The organism is Trichormus variabilis 0441, assembly GCF_009856605.1.
GTDB classification, from domain to species: domain Bacteria; phylum Cyanobacteriota; class Cyanobacteriia; order Cyanobacteriales; family Nostocaceae; genus Trichormus; species Trichormus variabilis.
This window is the reverse complement of record NZ_CP047242.1, coordinates 3,470,794-3,493,223: the sequence shown is the minus strand read 5'-3', so window position 1 is coordinate 3,493,223 and position 22,430 is coordinate 3,470,794. Positions and strand designations below refer to the sequence as shown.

The 22,430-nt window shown below is 41.8% G+C and carries 17 protein-coding genes; 9 read left to right on the top strand and 8 right to left on the bottom strand.

Going from position 1 to position 22,430, the window contains the following annotated elements:
• Positions 1-59: 59 nt before the first annotated feature.
• Positions 60-1,415 carry a bifunctional UDP-N-acetylglucosamine diphosphorylase/glucosamine-1-phosphate N-acetyltransferase GlmU gene (gene glmU, locus GSQ19_RS14160; RefSeq protein ID WP_011318578.1) on the top strand — a complete coding sequence of 452 codons (1,356 nt, stop codon included), beginning with the start codon at positions 60-62 and terminating at the stop codon, positions 1,413-1,415.
• A 140-nt stretch (positions 1,416-1,555) separates the two neighbouring features.
• Here the strand turns inward: glmU and GSQ19_RS14155 are convergent, their stop codons facing one another.
• The 3 genes from GSQ19_RS14155 to GSQ19_RS14145 all read right to left on the bottom strand — a co-directional run bounded on the left by GSQ19_RS14155 (position 1,556) and on the right by GSQ19_RS14145 (position 3,559).
• Entirely contained in the window at positions 1,556-2,512 is a 957-nt protein-coding gene (locus GSQ19_RS14155; RefSeq protein WP_011318577.1) for an isoaspartyl peptidase/L-asparaginase, read from the bottom strand.
• Positions 2,513-2,576: 64 nt separating this feature from the next.
• Positions 2,577-2,738, bottom strand: a complete 162-nt coding sequence (locus tag GSQ19_RS14150) for a DUF2256 domain-containing protein (protein WP_010998064.1) — start codon at positions 2,736-2,738, stop codon at positions 2,577-2,579.
• A gap of 509 nt (positions 2,739-3,247) precedes the next feature.
• Complete coding sequence (locus tag GSQ19_RS14145) at positions 3,248-3,559, bottom strand: penicillin acylase family protein (protein ID WP_011318576.1); 312 nt, start codon at positions 3,557-3,559, stop codon at positions 3,248-3,250.
• Between the two features lie 500 nt (positions 3,560-4,059).
• Here GSQ19_RS14145 and GSQ19_RS14140 point away from each other — a divergent pair, with 500 nt between their 5' ends.
• The 3 genes from GSQ19_RS14140 to GSQ19_RS14130 all read left to right on the top strand — a co-directional run bounded on the left by GSQ19_RS14140 (position 4,060) and on the right by GSQ19_RS14130 (position 9,189).
• Entirely contained in the window at positions 4,060-7,179 is a 3,120-nt protein-coding gene (locus GSQ19_RS14140) for a plasmid replication protein, CyRepA1 family (protein ID WP_011318575.1), read from the top strand.
• A gap of 311 nt (positions 7,180-7,490) precedes the next feature.
• On the top strand, positions 7,491-8,162 hold the full coding sequence (locus GSQ19_RS14135) for a rhomboid family intramembrane serine protease (RefSeq protein ID WP_011318574.1): 672 nt from the start codon (positions 7,491-7,493) through the stop codon (positions 8,160-8,162).
• Between the two features lie 331 nt (positions 8,163-8,493).
• Positions 8,494-9,189, top strand: a complete 696-nt coding sequence (locus GSQ19_RS14130) for a hypothetical protein (protein WP_011318573.1) — start codon at positions 8,494-8,496, stop codon at positions 9,187-9,189.
• A 108-nt stretch (positions 9,190-9,297) separates the two neighbouring features.
• Here GSQ19_RS14130 and GSQ19_RS14125 read toward each other — a convergent pair whose 3' ends face one another.
• Entirely contained in the window at positions 9,298-11,523 is a 2,226-nt protein-coding gene (locus GSQ19_RS14125) for a glycoside hydrolase family 10-like protein (RefSeq protein WP_185478883.1), read from the bottom strand.
• A gap of 212 nt (positions 11,524-11,735) precedes the next feature.
• Between GSQ19_RS14125 and GSQ19_RS14120 the strand changes: the two genes are divergently transcribed.
• From GSQ19_RS14120 to GSQ19_RS14100, 5 genes are all read left to right on the top strand, one after another.
• On the top strand, positions 11,736-13,244 hold the full coding sequence (locus tag GSQ19_RS14120) for a cobyrinic acid a,c-diamide synthase CobB (protein WP_011318571.1): 1,509 nt from the start codon (positions 11,736-11,738) through the stop codon (positions 13,242-13,244).
• 547 nt (positions 13,245-13,791) lie between these two features.
• The gene (locus GSQ19_RS14115) at positions 13,792-14,076 is read left to right on the top strand and encodes an HU family DNA-binding protein (RefSeq protein ID WP_010998076.1); all 285 of its coding nucleotides are present in this window, start codon (positions 13,792-13,794) and stop codon (positions 14,074-14,076) included.
• A 26-nt stretch (positions 14,077-14,102) separates the two neighbouring features.
• The gene (gene cobD / locus GSQ19_RS14110; protein WP_011318570.1) at positions 14,103-15,206 is read left to right on the top strand and encodes a threonine-phosphate decarboxylase CobD; all 1,104 of its coding nucleotides are present in this window, start codon (positions 14,103-14,105) and stop codon (positions 15,204-15,206) included.
• 108 nt (positions 15,207-15,314) lie between these two features.
• Positions 15,315-16,772, top strand: coding sequence for a dihydrolipoyl dehydrogenase family protein (locus GSQ19_RS14105; RefSeq protein WP_011318569.1), 1,458 nt, complete (start codon positions 15,315-15,317; stop codon positions 16,770-16,772).
• Positions 16,773-17,526: 754 nt separating this feature from the next.
• The gene (locus GSQ19_RS14100; protein ID WP_011318568.1) at positions 17,527-18,450 is read left to right on the top strand and encodes an ABC transporter substrate-binding protein; all 924 of its coding nucleotides are present in this window, start codon (positions 17,527-17,529) and stop codon (positions 18,448-18,450) included.
• Between the two features lie 49 nt (positions 18,451-18,499).
• Here GSQ19_RS14100 and GSQ19_RS14095 read toward each other — a convergent pair whose 3' ends face one another.
• From GSQ19_RS14095 to GSQ19_RS14080, 4 genes are all read right to left on the bottom strand, one after another.
• Positions 18,500-19,447 carry an FTR1 family iron permease gene (locus tag GSQ19_RS14095; protein ID WP_011318567.1) on the bottom strand — a complete coding sequence of 316 codons (948 nt, stop codon included), beginning with the start codon at positions 19,445-19,447 and terminating at the stop codon, positions 18,500-18,502.
• Positions 19,448-19,549: 102 nt separating this feature from the next.
• Positions 19,550-19,984, bottom strand: coding sequence for a ferritin-like domain-containing protein (locus GSQ19_RS14090; protein ID WP_011318566.1), 435 nt, complete (start codon positions 19,982-19,984; stop codon positions 19,550-19,552).
• Positions 19,985-20,136: 152 nt separating this feature from the next.
• Positions 20,137-21,174, bottom strand: coding sequence for a ComEA family DNA-binding protein (locus GSQ19_RS14085; protein WP_011318565.1), 1,038 nt, complete (start codon positions 21,172-21,174; stop codon positions 20,137-20,139).
• A 195-nt stretch (positions 21,175-21,369) separates the two neighbouring features.
• Entirely contained in the window at positions 21,370-22,386 is a 1,017-nt protein-coding gene (locus GSQ19_RS14080) for a multicopper oxidase domain-containing protein (protein WP_011318564.1), read from the bottom strand.
• Positions 22,387-22,430: the final 44 nt, after the last annotated feature.

The window sequence follows — 22,430 nt, the reverse complement described above, 5'->3', positions numbered from 1 at the left end:
GCCTAAATCTCAAAGTACCAAGCGCAACAGCGCTATTTATTGAAAGCTAATAGCTAATTATGGTAGTCGTAGCAATACTAGCAGCAGGACGCGGCACAAGGATGAAATCGGACTTACCCAAAGTTTTACACCCTTTGGGTGGGCGATCGCTAGTGGAAAGAGTTATTGACAGCGTAGAACCGCTTTCACCTTCACGGCGACTCGTCATTGTCGGTTATCAGGCTGAACAAGTTAAAACAGGTCTCCAGTCTCTTCATCTGGAGTTTGTGGAGCAGACTGTGCAGTTAGGAACAGGTCATGCGATCCAACAATTGCTTCCCCACCTTGAGGGTTACACAGGGGATTTGCTAGTACTTAATGGTGATGTGCCACTGTTACGCACTCAGACCTTAGAACAGCTATTACAAACTCACCAAACAAATCAAAATGCCGCTACTATCCTGACATCTCACCTACCCAATCCTAAAGGCTACGGACGGGTTTTTTGTAACGGTAACAATATTGTGCAGCAAATTGTTGAAGACAAAGATTGTTCTCCAGCCCAGAGGCAAAATCACCGGATTAATGCCGGCATTTATTGCTTCCGTTGGGAAAATTTAGCGCAAGTATTACCCCATCTGGAGGCAAACAACGCCCAAAAGGAATATTACCTAACAGATGCTGTTACCCAAGTTGGTCAGGTGATGGCGGTAGACGTAGAAGATTATCAAGAAATTTTGGGGATTAACGATCGCCTGCAATTAGCTACAGCCTACGAAATTTTGCAAAGGCGAGTCAAAGAACAATGGATGATGGCTGGTGTCACTCTCATAGACCCCAATAGCATCACAATTGATGACACTGTAGACTTACAGCCTGATGTGATTATTGAACCCCAAACCCACCTCCGGGGCAATACATTCATTCAAACAGGGAGCCGCATCGGGCCGGGAAGTTTAATTGAAAATAGCCAGCTGGGGGCAAATGTTACTGTTCAGTATTCAGTCATAACAGATAGTACCATCCAAAATGGCGCTAAAATCGGCCCTTATGCCCATTTGCGCGGTCATGCCCAAGTGGGTGCTAATTGCCGTATTGGTAATTTTGTCGAGTTGAAAAATACAGAATTAGGCGATCGCACTAACGTAGCGCATCTATCATATTTGGGTGATGCGACTGCGGGAACACAGGTCAATATTGGTGCAGGGACAATCACCGCCAACTACGATGGTGTGAAGAAGCATCGCACAAAAATAGGCGATCGCACGAAAACTGGTTCCAATAGTGTATTAGTTGCCCCTGTAACATTGGGGGATGATGTTTATGTAGCTGCCGGTTCAACCATCACAGAAGATGTGCCGAATGATTCCTTAGTAATAGCCCGGACTCGTCAGGTGGTAAAACCGGGATGGCGGAAGAAGAGTGGGGAATCTTGAGCAGGGGAGTAGGGGGCAGCAGGAGGCAGGGGGGCAGGGGGCAGGGAGCAGGGGGAGAAGTCCCCAATTCAAGGCAAAAGTCAAAAGGCAAAAGTCAAAAGAAAAAACCTTTTTACTTTTTACTTTTTTGTCCCCAATCCCTAACTGATACTACCCACCTGGGTACCACCTGGGAGTTCTAATGTATCCCCAATTTTTTCGCCATCATGAAAGGCGGCGAGGATAATGTCACAAGTTTTACCCCAGGAGATCGCTCCGGTGGCATCTAAGGCGATCGCTCCGAAATCTCTTTTATTTTCGTGTGCTTCGGCAAAGGAGCGCTGCATAGACTCTTGCAGAGACAATCCATCTGTGACACGAATGACAATCTTGGGGGCTAGGCACTCATCAATAATATCTTCGCCGATGCCTGTACAGCTGACGGCGGCATAACTAGTAGCATAATTACCTGCTGGCATAGCAGAATCACTGACGCGTCCAATGCGCTCAAAGCCTTTGCCACCTGTAGATGTACCAACTGCTAGTTTACCATAGGTATCTAAAGCTACTACGCCGATTGTGCCACGTCCGGCATTACTAGTTTCCAAAAGTTCTGGTTCGGCTATTACCCCAGCCATTGTTCTTTTGAAATTATCTTGTCTTTCTTGTATCCATTCTTGTAATCGCAGCTCAGTTAAAGCGTTATAGCTAGGAATTTGCATTTCCCTGGCTAATTCAGCCGAGCCGTAATCTGACAGCACTCGGTCTGGGGAATTTTGTAAAAATTGTGCTAACTCAATCGGATTTTTTACCCGTGAAACATTTATTACACCACTAAAGCGTCCTAATGCACCATCCATGATGGAAGCACTCATACGGATTTGCCCATCAGATTGCAGCACCGAACCAGTACCAGCATTGAAGCGGGGTTCATCTTCCAACAGTTGACAACCCCGCACCACTGCGACAGAAGCATTCGCTCCTGACAATAATAGGGTGTAGACTTCCTCTACTATTGCATGGAGTGTTTGGCGCACTGCTTCTAATCCACCTTTGCCGTGGAGAGAACTACCTGCTCCCCCATGAATAATTAATTTTGGTTGCACCTGTGACTTCATTTATACCCTGCACTATTTGCGTTTTAGTTTGAATATTGGGTGTATCAGTTGACGGTTAACTGATTCAGTCCCCAGTTTTAGCCTCAGAACGACGGCGGCGACATCGTTCTGAGCAATATTTCACCTCGTCCCAGCAATCTTCCCATTTTTTCCGCCATGTAAAGGGACGTTGACATACCGGACAGATTTTTGTAGGCAGGTCAGATTTAGAACGAGTACGTGCCATATAAATACCGTACTGACTAGTGTTAGATTTCCAAGAGTGGTGGAAGATAATTATACATAGATTGCTACAAAAGGAGGATTCACTTGGCGAACAATTGTGTTGTGTGTCCTCCTATAGACTGGTTTTGGGACGCTAGTTCAACAAGATATTAACATAGGCTGTTTATTTAATAGTTGATGTGGTTTTTGCATTACTCTATATAGCGCTTCTCGTTTGTATGCAATACACTTTGACCTCTCTCCAAACCTCTCTCCTCGCAGGAGAGAGGCTTTGAGTCCCACTCCCCTTCCCTACAAGGGAAGGGGTTGGGGGTTAGGTCTGTATTGGACTCAATTGCCTTCCTCTATAGATAAATTTAGGTAATGATTAACTACCACTAACAATTCAAAAAAGGATAAAAATATTTCTTCCATCACCTCTAACCCTTAATAACTTATTGGGGAATGAGTTGTAATTTTGCCACCGTGTTAGCTATTACTGTCTGCTGTTGCCAAAGCATTGGGTGATATTCAAGTTTGCGCTTGTAAATCAGCCTTCATTTCTGCATCCATTTGCCAAAAGCGGTCTTGTGCATGAATATAACCTTGAGCCATGAATAAATCATGGGAATTGGTGGCGTAGATATGGGGGATTCCCCATTGGTCGCGTTTGATGGTAACTTCAGATTTGATTGAGGGTAAAGCGATCGCTCCATTTTCTAGAGGAAGAGAACGCTGTACAGTGTAAGATAAAAATCCCCACAATAATATACTCAAAACCACTAGAAGAATTACGGTAGTTTTTAGTCCCTGATACAACTTAAGTTTTCTGAAGCTTTTCATGTTTGGGTGCTGTCCCAGCATCAATCAAATCACTGGGACACTATACAGCTTGCTACCTTATCTCTCGTAAAATGTCTTACGTAAAATTTTGCTACATACTTAGGCATAAATAATTTTATCAAGTGAATCAACTAGAGTTTTACTTATAGACATAAGTATGAAGCTTTATTTTTTTGTATTAAACAATAAATTCTTTGAGTAACCCATCTATATCTACAATTATGAGAAAACTTTTGATTGACAAAGCTTATAAGTCTATGCTATTTGACGTAAACTGGAAATATTACCGAACTATAAAAATTAATAGCATCAAATATTACAATACAAACTTATTACTTGAGCAATGGGATCTGACAAAATCAACCACTGTCACCTATACCGATGTATTTCACAAGACTGTGTAATAAAAATATCTAGTATTTATCATATTTTCTTCCATAACAAACTAGTCAAGGCGTGCTAAGTTTTAAATTCATCTTAATTCCGTTCGCGGTTTTCCCATGCGTCTGCTAGATTTACACCCACAACACCTGGAAGAATTAGTCAAGGATAGTGGTATAGAATTACACTTGACTCAGCTTAATTTTAAGTCTCTCCAAGGCGTAAGCGCCTATGAGCATCTATTAATTTCCGAACACCTACCCCGCACCAATACGGGAATGGTTAAAAGTGGCTGGTTACACCTTTACAGTCATGTTACGGCTGGTGGTTGGTGGTGTTCTGGGTTAGATCCTCTCAACAATTGGCAAGGTATGGAATGGGGATGTTTTAAGCCAAATCAACCGCGCACGAATCAAAATGGCAAATCTATCAAATATGAACATCCCCCCAGCACAGCAACGCGGATATTCTGTCTGCGGGTAACATTAGCGATATGGAGACAAGTCTCAGGGCGTTACAATTTCCCGATTCCTGAAGATATCACCATTAATTCCCAAGGTGAAGCAGAAGGCTTTTGGCAATGGGTAATGGAGCGCAACATACCAGTCATCATTTGCGAGGGAGCCAAGAAAGCCGCAGCATTATTGTCTCAGGGATATGCGGCGATCGCAATTCCGGGGATTACCAGTGGTTATAGAGTTGTTAAAGATAAATTTGGTAAAGTCACTAGCCGCCAGCTAATCCCTGACTTAGCTGTATTTACGGCAATAAAGCGGACTTTTTATATCTGCTTTGATTATGAAACTCAACAGAAAAAAATAGCAGCTGTTAGTAATGCCATTTCCCAACTAGGTTGTTTATTCCAAGCAAGAAAATGTCCTGTAAAAGTTATCGAACTCCCAGGGTTAGAAAAGGGTGTAGATGAGTTAATTGTTGCTAAAGGCGCAAGTGTTTTTGAAAAAGTTTATCGTCAAAGTGTAGATTTAGAAATTTACCTTGCTCAAATCAAACCGCACAGCGAACTAACAATTCCAGCAGCCATAACAGTGAATCTTCCATATTTAGCAGAAATACCCTTTCCTAGCTCTGGATTAGTTGGTGTCAAATCAGCGAAAGGTACAGGTAAAACGACATCATTACAAGCGGTTGTCCAACAAGCCAAAAATATTAACAGATCTGTATTATTAATTACCCATAGGATTCAGTTAGGACGTTTTTTATGTGAAAAAATTGGTATTCAATGGGGAATTAATCATACAGAAGGTTTAACAAAAAATAGTGATTGGCTAAAAAATACAGAAACACCATCTTTAGGCTTATGCGTTGATTCTATATGGAAACTACGCCCAGAAGAATGGCAAGGTGCAATCATAATTCTCGATGAAGTTGAGCAGTCTTTGTGGCATTTGCTCAACAGTAATACTTGTAAACATAAACGTGTCAAGATTTTAAAATTATTTCAACAATTAATTTCTCTAGTTTTATCAACAGGTGGCTTAGTAATTGCCCAAGATGCTGATTTGTCAGACGTATCTTTAGAATATTTACAAGGTTTATCTGGCTGTAAAATCACCCCTTGGGTATTAATAAATCAATGGAAGCCACAACGAGGATGGGAAGTAACTTTTTATGATTCCCCTAACCCCATACCATTAATTCAGCAATTAGAATTAGACTTGCTAGCAGGACGTAAATGTTACGTCACCACTGATAGCCGTTCCGGACGTTATAGCTGCGAAACAATTGAACGTTATCTTAAAGAACGTTTAGAAAAACTGCGATACGAATTTCCCAAAACCCTAGTAGTTAATAGTCACACAACTAACACTCCTGGTCATGCAGCAGTCGATTTCGTTGCAGCTATTAACCAGAAAATTACCGAATATAGTAATGTGTTTGTGACTCCTAGCTTAGGAACAGGTATTAGTATTGATGTGCAGCACTTTGACCGGGTGTATGGCATTTTTCAAGGAGTAATTCCTGACTCAGAAGCACGACAAGCCCTAGCGAGAGTTAGGGATAATGTACCAAGAATTGTCTGGTGTGCTAAACGGGGTATTGGTTTAATTGGCAGTGGTAGTACCAATTATCGTTTACTATCCGATTGGTATCAGGAGAATCAAAAAGAAAATCTAGCTTTGCTTAGTCCATTACACAAAATAGATGTAGATTTACCCTTAGTTTATGACCCTATTCATTTACGAACATGGGCTAAATTATCCGCCAGAGTAAATGCTTCTGTTCGTATCTATCGCCAATCGATGGAAGAAGGATTAACTACAGATGGGCATCAAATTCGCTTGCGGAGTAATGCCGTTCACAATAATATTATTCGAGATTTACGCTTGGCATTCCTCGCAACAGAGCCAAGTGATTTGAAAGAACGCCAAAGATTAGTTCTAGAAATTGTCAAAGTGCAGAAAGATTGGGTAGAAAAGCGGCATAAAGGTAAAGAAATCAAGCGTCAAATTAAAAAAATTAAGCAGCAAAATCAACTCACTTCTGCCCATAATGTAGCTGCTGCTAAAGACATTGATTATTTAGAATATGAACATCTTTCAGCCAAGCATTCTCTAACTGATGAAGAACGCAATCAAATTCAAAAATATAATCTCCGCCAAAGATATGGCATCTTTGTCACTCCTTCGCTCAAGTTAAGAGATGACCAAGGATATTATACTCAACTGTTAATTCACTACTACCTGACCCATGAAAGTGAGTATTTTCAAATTAGAGACCAACAGGAATGGCATCAACAATTATCCTGGGGTAATGGTAAAGTTTTTCTGCCAGATTTGAAAACCTATACGTTAGAAGTTGAGGCAATGAGAGCCTTAGGTATGCCCCAATTTATTGATATAGAACGAGAATTTACGGAAAATGCCTCTGACTTAATTTGGCTCAAAGATGTGGTCTTTCAACATAGTAGACATATTAAAAGAGTTTTGGGCATTGACTTTATTCGCTGCCAAGAAAGAATTACAGCAATTAAGGTTCTTAGCCGTCTAATGAATTTGTTGGGTTTAAAGCTGAAGCGAGTCGGTGATATATATCAAATCGATTCGGAGACATTTAATGATGATAGACAAAAAATATTTCCAGTTTGGCAACAGCGAGATGAAGTCATACTCACTCAAATCAATAATATGAGACGCGAAAAATATAATGTACTCTCAAACCAAAATCCACAAGCGAAAAATACAAATTCGGTAATCTCTACTATGGTTTCCCTATTTTAGAGATTTAGAGAGCATTTATAAAATAAGCCTTTAGAGAATGTTGGAAAAGTCATGAAGGATACTAAAGATCCCCCCTCTCCTCGAAAGGTTGATAGGCGTTGAAACCCCCATTGCCTGTCTTTGCTACGCAACGCTAACGCGAACGACACGCCGCACGAACGTAGGGAAAGAGAAGCTCAAGGGAGTAGGTTTAGTATCATGCTTTTTTCCCTAAAGCAGTCTTGCTAGCTGCATAAGCCTAATTACTTAGACTAAACAACTGCTAACCATTCAAGCTATATTGCAGTTATCAATGATTAGGAAAAACACCAGTGTTTCCCCTCTACGACGAAAATCCGACGCGAATTACCCCCTATTTCACCTACGGTTTAATTGGGATGAACGTTTTAGTTTTTCTTCACGAAGTGAGTCTATCTAATGCACAGTTAAATCAATTCTTCAGCCAGTATGCAGTAGTCCCTCAAGAGTTAACCTCCAATTTAGCTGGTGAATGGCCGACGTTATTCACCTCACAATTTTTACACGGCGGTTGGTGGCACTTGATATCAAATATGGTATTTCTTTGGGTTTTCGGTAACAATATCGAAGAACGCCTGGGACATTTCAAATATTTAATTTTTTATTTGGCTTGTGGTGCTTTAGCCGCCTTGTGTCAGTGGTTTATTGGGATGTCTTCCACAATTCCTTCTTTAGGTGCTAGTGGTGCCATTTCTGGGGTTCTTGGTGCTTATCTGATTCGTTTTCCCCAAGCTAGGGTGACAACTTTAGTGTTCTTAGGTTTCTTTGTGACAACAATCAGTGTTCCAGCCCTAGTGATTATTGGTATTTTCTTTGTCCAAAATGTTATATCCGGTCTTGTCAGCCTACAAGCAGCCGCTAACATGAGTGTACAAACAGGGGGGGTCGCTTATTGGGCGCACATTGGTGGTTTTGTGTTCGGCATAATTCTTGCCCCTATATTTGGTTTGTTTAGACGGGACTAATAGCAAAAATGGGGGATTGGGTGTTAGCAAATCAACCTCGTCTAACCTCTCCTTGCTTTAACTGTTGACTGCTGACGGTTGACAGTTAATGCTCAACAAACCATACAAGTGAATATGTCATTGAAAAGAGTCATAGCTTATATCCAAAATCTGGGGCTTTTGATTATTCTTTTATGCGATTGTTTCATTGGTCGCAATCACATAACCTTGATAAGAAACTACTATGCTGATGGTAGAAGAGATGTATCTACTTGTTATTGCTGTTTTAGCTGGCATATTGTAATCTTTCTAGGAGAATAAAGTCATGCAAACTAAGAAATATTAATAATTCATGAAAGTAAAAATTTTGATAGCAGTAGTATTGTTGGCTAATTCTATAGTAGTAAATTCTTCCTCTGCTACAGCTAAAAATAGTGGATGGATTGTGAATAATTCTGCATCTTTAAATCAAAAACGTACAGAAATTGCCCAGGCTCTACCACCTAGAGTTATTAAACTGCGTTTAGCAGATAGTGGTGTTTCAGTCGGTAGCGTAATCACTTGGGGATTTGGTGGTTTAATCCAAAAAAGGTCTACAGATTGGGTACGTTTAGAAATTGGGGATAATCAAGTAAGAGTAATACACACTACAAGAACCACCAATTGGTTAACTCAGTTTTCTAAATGGTGGGATCATCCTGTGAGGAAAATAGCCTTTAAGCCTGATTCTTGTGAAATAAATAATACTCAAACCCAAGGCGGGTCAGATACAGAAAACCAACTACGAGAGATTAAAAGATTGTATGATTCCAAATTAATTACAGAACAACAATATCAAGAATTGCAGCGCAAAATTATCAATCAAATAGGTACAAATTCTAGTCAACCTGCTTCTAGTAATGGAGACTGTGTTGTATTAGGAGAAAATGGAATACTCAAATTCCCGGATCTGACTTTATTAACTAAAGGCGAATTTAAAATTGAATATTTAGAGGGTGATGAATGGAAGTATGCAGCTTTTAGAGTACCTGCTAAGGCATACGAATAGTAGCATCTGTGTTTGAAAACTTATATTATTTCTGGTCTTTGGTAATAGGTAATTGGTCATGGTAGAACCCAATTACCTATTACCAATTACCAATTACCAAATCTGAACTTAACTGCGAAGACGGAAACCTTCTTGTCCATTCACTGGGTCAAAAAGTACATTGTATCGGTCGAACAGTGCTATGCCACTATTCACAACCATAGCTTGATCTAGCTGTGGTGAAACATTGAGATTCCATACATTAAACCCGTTGCGATTGCCTGGGGCGAGGCTGTAGTCAAGTATGCGGGGAATGGATAACTTGAGCGTGTTGTTTGGGCTTAACCTGCCGGGTTTGAGTTTACCCATGAGGGAAGCAGACTTAAAGTCAATAAAACTACTGATTACGCCAGTATCCGCTAGCATTTTGGCATTACAGGTATTTTTCATGGCACTGCCAGAAATAGTTAAACAAACTCCATTGAGCCTAGAGTCCCATCTATTTCCTGGAATACTATTCATTGCGGGTTGTTGAGTCAGGGAAGCTAGATTAAATCCTCCCCGATTCTGTGCTGTTAAACCCAGGATGAGGCTACTGTTACCACTAGTGCGATCGCCTGCAATAATAAATCCGTTACTTAAATTCCCTGGTAGTTTTCTCAAAGGATTGTAAGGCAGTGAGCGTTCTGCATAGTTGACACCGATAATACCAGAGAACGGTGTGTTACCCCTGGCAGAGCAATTAGGTTTTTGGGCTACACATTGGCGACTGGTGACGATTTGCACCGGCACAGGTTCTTCAGTGGCAATTAACCCCATACGCATACTTGTGTAAACTAACTCTCCTTCGAGGATAGTGCCATCGTTTAGCACCTCTCTGACTATCTGACCAGTTCTATTGATAGGGGCATTGCCTAAAAACTCTCTAGGCACTCTCAGCCCCCCAGAGCCTGTATCCATCAGAACACGCCTTGGCTGACCACCAGCCACTGCTACTTCGAGAAAATAACCCCGCTCTCGTTGCCCAACAGAACCTTTTGTATATAAGGGAACTGAGATAGTATTAAAACTCGGTTTTCGGGCTGTGATTTGAGAAGTATCACGCCTAGCCGGATTGGGAAACAGTTGTTGAAAAGCAGCCTGTCGTTGCGCCACTGGCTCTGGTGCATAGTCCCAAAGGCTTTCGTAGTAGAAAAAGACCGCTCCTAAGCCACGTTCTTGAGCCGCCCTGACTTGCGACTGAATTTGTGACATGGAAACTTGGCGATTTCTCAAGCCAGTCATAATACCTATACCAGTAGGTATTAACTGTTGTGTTTCGAGAATTTCTGGAGTGATGAGTTTACTATTAAAACTTTGCAAATCATTCCGGTAAACCTGGACTACTAACTCATCTACAACACCTAACCTGACCCAGTTGAGCCAATCTTGTAATTGCAACTTGTATGCAAAGTCATAGTAATTGGGCGAAACGGCAAAAATGGCATTGGGTTTTCTGGCTTTCACAGCTTGATTGAGTTGCACCATGAAAGCGGTGATTTTATCTGCCCGCCATTTTATCCATGCTTGGGCTTGAGGATTAGGCGGCGGCGGATTCCCAGTTTCCTGTCTGTAGAGATTAATTGTGTATTTGTCATAGCCAAAATCAACGGGTAAACTCATGTGGTCATCAAATTGAATCCCATCAGCGTTGTATTTGGTAATGATTTCTACTACCAGGTCAGTAATAAACTGCTGTACTTCTGGGTGGAAGGGATTCAGCCAGGCTACTTCACCCGCCGCAGAAATTGAGGTTTGGGTTCCATCCTGCTTTTGTGTCAGCCAATCTGGATGCTGGGATGCTAGTTCGGAAGTTAAGGGAGCCATAAAACCAAACTCGAACCAAGGTATAGCTAGTAAGCCTTGACTACGAGCTTGACTAATAATGTCTGCAATTACGTCTTGCCCTTCTGTGCCTCGAAAGAAATAAGGGATGCCCATCCGTTGGGTGACAGCACTGGGATACTTGGTATAGCCATCGTTCCAAACAACGGGATAAATTGTATTAAAATTCAACCGCCGCAATTGAGTCAGTGTGTCCTGCACTTTAGCGCGATTTCTGAGTATGTCAAAGTCATTATTTGTTAGCCAAACTCCCCGAATTTCTTGTCGTGGTGATGGGGATATTTGCGCCGTTGCTGGCGTGAGGTTTTGTAGTAATAGTACTGTAGTAAATGACAGTGCAAACAAGACTGGAAAAAGTCGCTTAATTGACCGCCAACCTTGAAGAACAAAAAGCAATTTTTTGGGTATGGATAATAACTTAGTTAACCAAGTGTTAACTCGAATGCTTTGGGGTTGGAATTCAATTGGCATTACTGGCTCAAAATTGATGCTTAATGGGGAATTTTTTGATTCAAGGCAACAATCCATATATTGCTGCACTACATAGGTTTTAGTCAGGACTTGAATATTTAGGCAAGTCCTAACGATGAACTTGACGCAAATAATGACTAAGTAGTGCCAAGTCCGAATTTTAGCTAGGACGATATACTACTCTTCTAAGATTTAAAGACTTCTATTTTGTTATGGCTTTAGTGATTGCTGGGGAACGTAGCGGGGTGGGCAAGACAACAGTCACACTCACCCTTTTAGCATCTTTATGTCGGCGTAGTGCCATAGTACAGTCGTTCAAAGTCGGGCCAGACTATATTGACCCGATGTTTCACAGCTATGTGACTGGTCGTGCTTGCCGCAATTTAGACCCAGTTTTGACTTCAGAAGCTTACGTTCAGGATTGTTTTGCTCGTCATCACCAAGAGAGTGAATATGCTCTGGTTGAGGGGGTGATGGGGTTGTTTGATGGAATTGGTCAGTTGTCAGTTGTTGACCATAACGGACAATCGACTACTGGTATCAGTGACTTTGCTAGTACTGCTCATGTGGCACGGCTTTTAGATTTGCCTGTGGTTTTGGTGATTGATTGTAGTCGCTTGTCTGGTTCTGTGGCAGCGATCGCCCACGGTTACCGCTCTTTTGATACCCGTATTAAAATTGCTGGGGTGGTGTTAAATCGCGTGGGCAGCGATCGCCATCTCTCTCTCCTCCAAGATGCCCTAAAACCTCTGCAATTACCTATACTCGGTGTGCTACGCCGTCAAGATGACATTGCCATTCCCGATCGCCATCTCGGTTTAATCCCCACTGCCGAATTACAAGAGTTAGATGCTGTCATTAATCGTCTTGCTGATTTAGGCGATGCTTGTTTCGATTGGCAAAGTTTATTACCTCTGTTGCAAGTAAGCGGGGCAGGGGGCAGGGGACAGGGGGCAGGGGAGGCAGGGGGAGAACTGACTGCAAGATTTTCGCCCAGTCCCCAATCCCCAATCCCTAGTCCCCAATCCCTAGTCCCCAATCCCCAATCCCCAATCCCCAATCCCCCTAAAATCGCCGTTGCCCGCGATCGCGCTTTTAATTTCTATTACCAAGACAATCTTGATTTGTTGCAGCAGTTGGGGGCGGAACTGGTTTTCTGGAGTCCTTTAACGGATGGGGAACTACCATCGGGTGTGCAGGGAATGTATTTTGGTGGCGGTTTTCCAGAAGTGTTTGCCCCACAGCTAGCCGCAAATAGCCGCGCCCGTGATGCGGTGAAACAAGCTATTCTCGCAGGAATGCCTACGATTGCTGAGTGTGGGGGATTGATGTATCTGTGTGAGCAAATTGTCGATTTTGAAGGGCAATCTTGGCCGATGGTGGGAGTGTTACCTACATCTGCAGCAATGGGTGGACGTTTAACTTTGGGATATCGCCGTGCTGTAGCCTTGCAGGATGGCTTGTTAGTGAACGCAGGTACTCACATTTATGGACACGAGTTTCATCGCTCACGCTTGATTACAGCGCCCCCTCAGCCCTTATTTGAAACTTACCGCTATGATTGCCCAGAAAATACGGGTTGTGAAGGATGGGGTTTCCCGAAAAACATCCACGCCTCTTATGTTCATCTCCATTGGGGAGAGAGTGGAGAAATTCCCCGACGGTTTATTCAGCAGTGTGCCTATTTCGGCGAAACCAAGAATTTAGTACATATGCACTAAATAATAGGTGATGACAGGGCTTGGCGATCGCCAAATAACCCTGATTAAAGGCGGCAGAGATTAATTTTGTTAACACAATTTAACATTCAGTATTTGAGTAACCTACCCTGTCATCGCAATTTGCACAAAGGGGATGACAACTTTAAACCCGCAAACTCAGATTAAATCTAGCTTTCTGAAATTTAAAATTTAAAATTTTGCATTTTAAATTTAGATGATTGGCGACGTTTTTTAGTCGAAGTTTCCCTAGCCACAAGGGTATTTACTAGGTATTTTTTCCTACTTTTGGGGTGGTTTTGAGTGCAACAATGACCTAAAAAATAAAAAAAATGCCGAAATCCATATAAATTAATGGTTTCATCTATCCACTTCTGGCTACAACACCTTAGAATGATTCATTGAAAAGTAGAGCCGATGGGATGTACAGCCATTTTGAGTATATATACTCCCAAAGGATGACTTTTGTATCTCTCCAAACAGAGACTTCAGTAAAGATGCGACAAAGTGCAACTGTACTGAATATCCAGTAAACATTAAGGAGTTCCAAATGAACAAAGGTGAATTGGTTGATGCCGTAGCTGAAAAAGCTAGTGTTACTAAAAAACAAGCTGATGCCGTCTTAACAGCTGCTTTGGAAACGATTATTGAAGCTGTCTCTTCTGGCGATAAAGTCACGCTGGTAGGATTTGGCTCTTTTGAATCACGGGAACGTAAAGCTCGTGAAGGTCGTAACCCCAAAACTAACGAAAAGATGGAAATTCCAGCGACCAGGGTTCCTGCTTTCTCTGCCGGTAAATTATTCAGAGAAAAAGTAGCACCCCCAAAAGCATAGGTTCTAGTATTAGGAATCTGAATTTGATGCGGCAACCAGATCACGGGGGAAATTTAGCTTGGGCAGCAGCGTTGGCTGGCTGTCCTGCGGATGCGATTGTAGATTTTTCTGCTAGCATCAGCCCGTTGGGGCCGCCTCAAAGTGCGATCGCTGCTATTCAGTCACAAATTAGTAATCTCAGGCACTATCCAGATCCTGATTACAGTGAACTGAGACTGGCTCTAGGTCATTTCCATCAATTACCTTTAGAGTGGATTCTGCCGGGCAATGGTTCAGCAGAATTACTTACTCTCGCAGGTAGGGAATTAGCTCAATTAGCCGCAACAGTTTTAATAACTCCAGCCTTTGGCGATTACTACCGCACCTTAAGGGCGTACCACGCTAGAGTACTGGAGTTTCCCCTTGTTAGTGTTGAGTCACGAGTATTGGGTACAGAATGTCACTTAACGCAACTTCACACCCAGCACTCAGGACTCAGCACTAACTATGCTTTGTTACTCAACAATCCCCACAACCCAACAGGCAAGCTATTCACAAGAGAGGCGATTTTACCTCTGCTGGAACAATTTGCTTTGGTGGTGGTGGATGAAGCATTTATGGATTTTGTCCCTCCTGATGAGGAACAAAGCCTGATTCCAGTGGTGGCAGAATATCCTAACCTAGTGATATTGCGATCGCTGACAAAATTCTACAGTCTCCCAGGGCTGAGATTAGGATATGCGATCGCTCACCCTGATCGTCTGCAAAAATGGCAATTATGGCGTGACCCCTGGCCTGTCAATACTTTGGCGGCGGCGGCGGCGATAGCTGCCCTTGAGGATCGAGAATTCCAAGTACAAACTTGGCAATGGCTACCACCTGCAAGAGAGGAACTATTCCAAGGCCTAACCGCCATTCCAGGATTAACACCCCAAGCCAGTGCTGCTAACTTCTTGCTAGTGGAAACACAACAATCGAGTTTAGAATTACAGCAAAAATTACTCCAGCAGCACCAGATTTTAATCCGTGATTGTCTTAGCTTTAAAGAACTAGGCGATCGTTTTTTCCGCCTCGCCGTCCGTTCTCACACCGACAATCAACGCTTAACAAAAGCACTAAAGACAATAGCCCAAAACTCTCTTGACCACTGACCACTGACCACTGACCACTGACTACTGACCACTGACCACTGACCACTGACCACTGACCACTGACTACTGACCACTGACCACTGACCACTGACTACTGACCAATGACTAATGACTATTGATTACGATGTCGTGATTATTGGCGGCAGTCTCACAGGACGCTATGCCGCCCTCACTGCCACCCAAATGGGGGCGAAAGTGGCATTGGTGGAATCTCAGCAAAATAATAGTTTGATTATTCACCAAGCTATAGGGGAAATTGCCAACCTAACCCAAAATTTGCACAATTTGGCTAGCTGTGGCATCGATGCTGTACACGTTGATACTTCCGAAAAGTGCCAAATTTCCTTAGCATTGTCTTCGGCTCAAGGCATTGCCGCTAACGTCCAAGAACAAATGTCTCTTGCTCACTTGTCAGCCCAAGGAGTCGATGTCATTGTTGACAGTGGACAATTCCAAAGCTCACCCCATTTAGCATTTGCCGTAACTCATCGCCTACTACGCGGACGCACTTACCTACTCGCCAGTGGTTCCCTACCAGCAATCCCCAAAATTGAAGGACTGCAAACTACCGACTACCTGACACCAGCAAATATTTGGCAATATTTATACAAACAACATTCTCAATTTTCTGAACTACCCCACAATTGGGTAATTATTGGTGGTACTCCTCAAAGCATCGAAATATCACAAACTCTAGCAAGACTGGGTTGTAATATCACTTTGGTAGTTAAATCTCCTCATCTGCTACCTCAGCTTGACCCAGAAATTGCTCAGTTCCTTCAAGCACAGTTAGAAGTCGATGGTGTGCGCGTCCTGACTCAAAAAATGGTGACACAAGTCAAACGAATCGACAATAAAAAATGGGTTCAGGCAGGAGAAAAAGCCATTGAAACTGATGAGATTCTCATAGCAATTGGACACAAACCAAATATTGAATCTTTCAATTTGCCAGAAGTAGGAGTGAAATGGCATCAACATCGTTTACTAGTCAATGACAAACTACAAACCACCAATCACAGAATTTATGCTTGTGGTGATGTTATCGGTGGTTACGATTTCCCTAACATAGCTAATCACGAAGCCCGAATTGCTTTGAACAATGCTCTGTTTTTTCCCAGATGGCAAGTTAATTACCAAAACATTCCTTGGGCGATACTATCCTATCCAGTCTTAGCGCAGGTTGGTTTGACAGATATTCAAGCAAAACATCAATTTAGTCAACAAGAAGTTATAGTTTTACGGCATTACTATAAATCCATAGCAGCAGCCCAACTGAGAAATGAAATTACGGGTATTTGTAAATTAGTTGTGCTACGCAACGGCAAAATTTTAGGAGCTACTATATTTGGTACGGAAGCCAGAGAGTTAATTAATCTCATTGCTTTGGCAATGTCCCAAAACATTCCGGTGAAACACTTAGGTAATTTATCTGTTGTCTATCCGAGTTTCTCTGAAATTTTAGAACAAACAGCACGAAACTTCAGCCAACAGAGGTTCAACAGCAACACAGTTTGGCAAGACTGGTTAGAGGGTTTCTTTTATCTGCGCCGTAACTGGAATTTGTGAATGTTTGCTCCTCTTAGGGACTCGCAGATAAAAAATATCCAAAATATTAGGATGCGTCAGAGCGAGAAAACCTAGCTTTATAAACAATTATTCGTACTGACGCGCCCTACTAACCGTAAATTTGGAATAATTTATTTTTGGGTGTCCCCTTATCATGATGCTGAAAACACTCAACTGTCATCCTCTATCGATAAAGTAAAAAATCATACTTAACAAAATTTCAAGAAAATAATAATTTGTTATCTATCTAACATCTAATTTTCGGTTTCTTACTATATATTAAGTAAAGCTTTTCTCAAAAACCTTGTATATATCACAGCGAGTAGCATAGTCATCAGAATTTATTTTTAAAGACATTGACTAGTGCCTATACTCGCTTTTTTATATTTGTAATATGGCAGTATTACGTGATTGGTTGTCAACACAGACCTATGATTTAGGACTGCTATATAACCATAAGACTAGTATTTGATTTCCGAATATACGTAGAGGAGCTACTACGTTGGACGAAGAGAAGTCTGGGCAGAGGTTTCTTCCGTTGGCGCAGCCCGCCGCAGGCATCAGAACTTCGGGGTTTCCCGGCAGTCACGAAAGTGGCGTTGGGCAATGCCCACCACAACTATGATACGGTGAGCATTGCCCACCCTACAGATACTTAAATACCAATCAGCAACGCCCTTTCAATAATCAAATTGGATTTTCAGAGCTGATAACTGGCTGATAATTATATCTGTAGTCAAAAAGGAAATATTATATGCTCCGTCGCTGGATATTATCTACTTTTGCAATTTTATTGAGCATAATTTTAACTGCGTGTAATACTACAAATACTCGGCAGCCACAAGCACAAGCTACGCAAAGTATTACAACAACTAATACTCCATCTCAAGAATTAGCAAAATTATCCGCCAAAAGAGTTGTTACACTCTCTTCTCTAACCACAGATATCATTTTTCAACTGGATAAAACAAAGCTTGTAGGTATTGCTGGTAGTTCATTATTTAAAAATGACCCCCGTTTCCAAGATATACCTCGTATCAGCGAAGGTCAAAGTCCTCCCAATTTGGAAAAAATTGTGGCACTTAAGCCTGATTTAGTTATTGGTGCAGAAGGTTTTTCTAATCAGCCAATTCAAAGACTCCAACAATTAGGTATTCCCACCTTACTTACTCAAGTAAATACATGGAAGTCGTTGGAAGAGATTACAGCAAAACTGGCTCAGTTAATTGATGTTAATCCCCAACCTTTGTTAGAACGTTATCAAAGTTTTCTAGCGGATAGGCCAGGAACAAATACCCCTATTTTAGTTCTGGTTAGTAGTCAACCAATTTTAGCTCCAAATAAGAATAGTTGGGCTGGGGATTTACTAGAAAAATTCCAAGTAAAAAATTTAGCAGCAGAACTGCAAGGAAAAAGCCCAATTGCTGGTTATGTAACTCTTTCGGCTGAGAAAGTTTTAGAAGCTAATCCAGAAGCGGTTGTTCTGATTACCCCTCCTCAAGGTGGTTCAAAAACAGAAGTTTTAGCTTCCTTCAAAAAAGAGAGTTTTTGGCAAAAACTACCCGCGACTAAGAATAATCGAGTCTATGTTTTTGACTATTATGGGTTGGTGAATCCGGGTAGTATAGATGCGATAAAGCAGGCTTGTGAGCAGATTAAAAAAGATTTGTTGGGGTAAAAGTTTAATTTTCCAGCTTTTATAGAAAGTCGGGGGTTAATCTCTGTTTTTATCTTTGGGCAACTGATATCTTTTTACTAGATTTGGGGGAACCGCCAGTTAAACTGCGGAAATACAAACCACCAACAGTTACTAAAAATAAGAGATATCCCACTGCTTCTACAATATACAGGTGTTGTCTGTAGCCAAATAAGGACTTGAGAATTACACCAGGAAACTGTTCATCGGGTAATATTTGCTCAGTATTCCAAACCAGAGGCCCTAAAATACAAGAGTGAATTTTAGTAAAATGTTGGTAATAAAAACAAAGATTTTCTGAGGCGCGGCTGCTAAGAGCTAAGTTGGCTACAGCATCGTCAAAATGTTTTAAGGCGGAAACAACTAATCCGGCAACAATTAATACTAATAAAACGCCCATCACTTGGAAGAATTGGCGGATATCAATTTTAACGCCTAATTTAAATAAAAGTACACCAATAGCTGTTGCTGTTGCCAAACCCGCCAGAGCGCCTATTGTCGGTATAAGTCCTTGCTGAAAATTGGCGGCGATGAATAATACTGTTTCAAAACCTTCACGGACAACGGCAACGAGAATTAAGCTAAAAACACCCCAGCCAGCATTTGAGTTTTGGGTAAGTGCGTCTGTAACAGCTCCTTCGACTTGCGCTTTCATGAATCTGGCTTGCTTTGTCATCCAGATTAGCATCCAACTGAGCATAGCGATCGCCAACACACTAAACACGCCTTCTAACATCGGTTCCACTACCACCGTGTATTGAGGATTAGCGGCTCCAACTGCTTTAATTACCCAAGTGAATAGCACACCAATTAGCGCACTGATAACGATACCAACGGCGACACCAGCATACACCCAAGGGTTGAGACGGGATTGTTTAGCCTTTTTGAGCAAAGCTAAGACAATACCAACAACTAAGGCGGCTTCTACTCCTTCTCGGAGTGTAATAACAAAAGTAGGTAGAGCAGTACTAAAGTTCATAATCAGTTGTTTGTTGTCAGTGGTCAGTTATCAGTAATCAGTGGTCAGTTGTAAATGATTTATTTTCATAGCAACTGACAAATGACTACTGACTATTGACTATTAGATAAAATCTCGTAGCATTTTTTTCAATTCGAGATTGTGTAACTCTTCTTGTCCAATCATGCTGCGGGCAAATTCTTCTAGATAAATACTGGCATTGGCTACAGTATCTAACAAAGATTTATACATTTCCAGTGCTTTTCTCTCATGGTTCAAGCTTTCTTGTAGGATATCCTTGACTGAATGCTTGTAGGTTTCTTCCATTGGGGCAATTCTCAGGGTGGGATGTCCATCTAATCCTGTGAGAATTTCTCCCACTTGTTGGGCATGAAGTAGAGATTCACTGGCTTGTGCTTTGAAAAAAGCAACTATGGGAAGGCGATTAGGGCCGGTTACCATCAAGGAATAATGTGTATAGCGCACTACGCCAGCGAGTTCAAATTCCATGATGGCGTTGAGTAGGTCAATGGCCTTATTTTGGTCAAGCTCTTGCATGAGTGGTTGATTACAATTACGAATGGAGCGTCATGAGTAAAAGGGTACAGGTGTTAAAAGTCTAAATAATGTTCACTTTTAACTTTTAACAGTTATCTCACTTCTTATCCATTTTAAACTTCTCGGTTTCCGCCTCCAAGCGAGTCCTTGGGCTATTTTTGTGCCTGAGTGCTTGATTGGTCGATAACTTTTTGCGAGTTTAGCTCAATGGTTTTTACCAGTTTTGTAACTTCTTCGGGAGTTTTTACTGGTGTCGCTGGTGGAATGGCTGCTGGCCAGACTTTTATCAGTTCTGTAAGACTAGCGTTAATGGCTTTGTCTGCTTCTGGGTTGGCTGGCGCTACTTGAGGGGAAATTCCTTGATACAATTCGTTGGCGTAGACAATAAAACCACGAGAATCTTGATATTCGATCGCTGCCGCAATTTTACCATCTGCGATCGCCGCCCCATATTCGGAGTTAGCTGCATCCAACAAGCCGTTAATCACCTGTAGGACAAATCCGGGTTTGCTGCGTTGTGCTGCTGGTAAAGTGGCGATCGCTCCATCAACTGACTCCACAGAAGCGGTAAAATCAGTTTTTACCTTGGCATCCTTTGGTTTAGATTTGACTAAATCTTGCAAACTAACCAAAGTGGTCTTAAATTCTTTAACTTTGCGCTCATTCAGCTGCTCTTCTACATCAACATAAATCTCTTCAACAGGGTGTCCTATATGAGGTTCTGCCTGTTTTGGCTGATTTTGATCTAGTAATTCTTGCGCTACCAAAAGATGTCCCTTCATCAAACCCAATTTGGTCATGTAGTCAACATCTTTGGCTTCACCCGTTAACACCACTTCTTGCACAGTCACCATCTCTTTAATTTGGTCGAACTGTTCTTGAGTAATCACTTTCTTGCTAACTAAATCCTCTGGACTACCGTAGGGACGACTGCCTTGAATTTTGTTGGATAATGCGGGTACACCTAACTTGGACTCAAACTTATCCAATTCTGACAAGATAGCAGTATTGATATTAATTTTGGCTTTACTACCATGACTGCTATGGTTGACAGCTTCCGTCGTTTGGGTAGCAGAATTACTATTCGCTGGCTGTGAATTTTCGGCTGTTGGTGTACCTCCAGTACAAGAACTCAGGGAAACAATGACGCAAGCTGCAACAGCCAAACAGATATAGCGAGATTTAACCATTTTGATTCCTAAAGGTGATAACAACCCATAAATTACTAGATTTTTCAGCTATTGCTTAAAATAAAATCTGATATAGTTTTGCAATAGGTATTATGATGATTTATCACAAGTGCAATTAATTATCAACTAATTAGGAAAATATTTAAGTTAAATTTTAAAAATTATCTCAATTCTCTGGTGTAGCTAACAACTGCATCAAGTAGAATGATTTTGATTATTATTAGCAACAACTTCAAATTGACCCATACAACCATTTTCAGCGATCGCATCTTGATGAGGATGGAACATATACTTACCTGGATAGCGAAACGCAAACTCTAAAATGTGCCGTTCTGCAACTCCCATCGTGATTACATCAGTTTTCTCACTCGCCTTCATACTCATGCCATAACGATAGACATCAAAGAAGTTGGCATGGAGATGAAAGGTTACAGCTGGGTCATATTCAATGATATTGAGGACATACAGCCGAATCAATTGATTTTGGTAAATCTGAATCGGATTGTGCATATAGTGATGCGGTAGTCCGTTGAAGGCGTAAAAATCATTATGGTTATTATCATCCACGTCATAGCCAGCCATCACCAGCACGATCTCATCAGCCGGGGGACGGGGTGTCGGCGGATCAATGATAAACATTCCATATAAACCTTTGGCGATGTGACGGGTAACAGGTTCAATATGGCAGTGGTATAAATGAACCCCATAAGGTTCAGCATCAAACTCATAAATGGTGGCACTATTATTACTCACGGGACGGACACCATCCATTTCGGCTGGATGAACCCCATGAAAATGTAAAGAATGGGAATGTCCAGCTTGGTTGTGAAATAATACCCGGATGCGATCGCCTTGTTTTGCCCTGAGTGTCGGCCCCGGTATGCGACCATTAAGATCCCAGATGTTGTAAGATACAGCACTATTGAGTTGAATAACTGAAGTACCGGCAGTTAACTGGAATTCTCGAATAGTCCGCCCATTTTCTTGCTTGAGCGTCCCATAATCAAATTCTCTCAACATCCGCATGGGTTGAGCAACATTGTCAGCTGCATCCATTTCCACTTGCGGCACTCTGACGATAGACTTATTTTGTGAGTTCAATGTCTGCCAAAGCGCAGCTGCACCAGCCACGCCAACACTACCCAACCCCAGCTTGAGCAATTGACGACGACTCCAAAATTCTTTTTTACCCAGCGTAAAATTATTGGGCATGAAATTCAACCACAGCACTAAATCAAAGTTGCTAATTATTTGCA

Coding starts and splice junctions, on each gene's coding strand:
- GSQ19_RS14100 (WP_011318568.1), top strand. CDS start 17,527: ATGCTCCGTCGCTGGATATTATCTACTTTTGCAATTTTATTGAGCATA.
- glmU (WP_011318578.1), top strand. CDS start 60: ATGGTAGTCGTAGCAATACTAGCAGCAGGACGCGGCACAAGGATGAAA.
- GSQ19_RS14085 (WP_011318565.1), bottom strand. CDS start 21,174: ATGGTTAAATCTCGCTATATCTGTTTGGCTGTTGCAGCTTGCGTCATT.
- GSQ19_RS14120 (WP_011318571.1), top strand. CDS start 11,736: ATGGCTTTAGTGATTGCTGGGGAACGTAGCGGGGTGGGCAAGACAACA.
- GSQ19_RS14105 (WP_011318569.1), top strand. CDS start 15,315: ATGACTATTGATTACGATGTCGTGATTATTGGCGGCAGTCTCACAGGA.
- GSQ19_RS14115 (WP_010998076.1), top strand. CDS start 13,792: ATGAACAAAGGTGAATTGGTTGATGCCGTAGCTGAAAAAGCTAGTGTT.
- GSQ19_RS14145 (WP_011318576.1), bottom strand. CDS start 3,559: ATGAAAAGCTTCAGAAAACTTAAGTTGTATCAGGGACTAAAAACTACC.
- GSQ19_RS14150 (WP_010998064.1), bottom strand. CDS start 2,738: ATGGCACGTACTCGTTCTAAATCTGACCTGCCTACAAAAATCTGTCCG.
- GSQ19_RS14095 (WP_011318567.1), bottom strand. CDS start 19,447: ATGAACTTTAGTACTGCTCTACCTACTTTTGTTATTACACTCCGAGAA.
- GSQ19_RS14140 (WP_011318575.1), top strand. CDS start 4,060: ATGCGTCTGCTAGATTTACACCCACAACACCTGGAAGAATTAGTCAAG.
- GSQ19_RS14090 (WP_011318566.1), bottom strand. CDS start 19,984: ATGCAAGAGCTTGACCAAAATAAGGCCATTGACCTACTCAACGCCATC.
- GSQ19_RS14130 (WP_011318573.1), top strand. CDS start 8,494: ATGAAAGTAAAAATTTTGATAGCAGTAGTATTGTTGGCTAATTCTATA.
- GSQ19_RS14125 (WP_185478883.1), bottom strand. CDS start 11,523: ATGCCAATTGAATTCCAACCCCAAAGCATTCGAGTTAACACTTGGTTA.
- GSQ19_RS14080 (WP_011318564.1), bottom strand. CDS start 22,386: ATGCCCAATAATTTTACGCTGGGTAAAAAAGAATTTTGGAGTCGTCGT.
- GSQ19_RS14155 (WP_011318577.1), bottom strand. CDS start 2,512: ATGAAGTCACAGGTGCAACCAAAATTAATTATTCATGGGGGAGCAGGT.
- cobD (WP_011318570.1), top strand. CDS start 14,103: ATGCGGCAACCAGATCACGGGGGAAATTTAGCTTGGGCAGCAGCGTTG.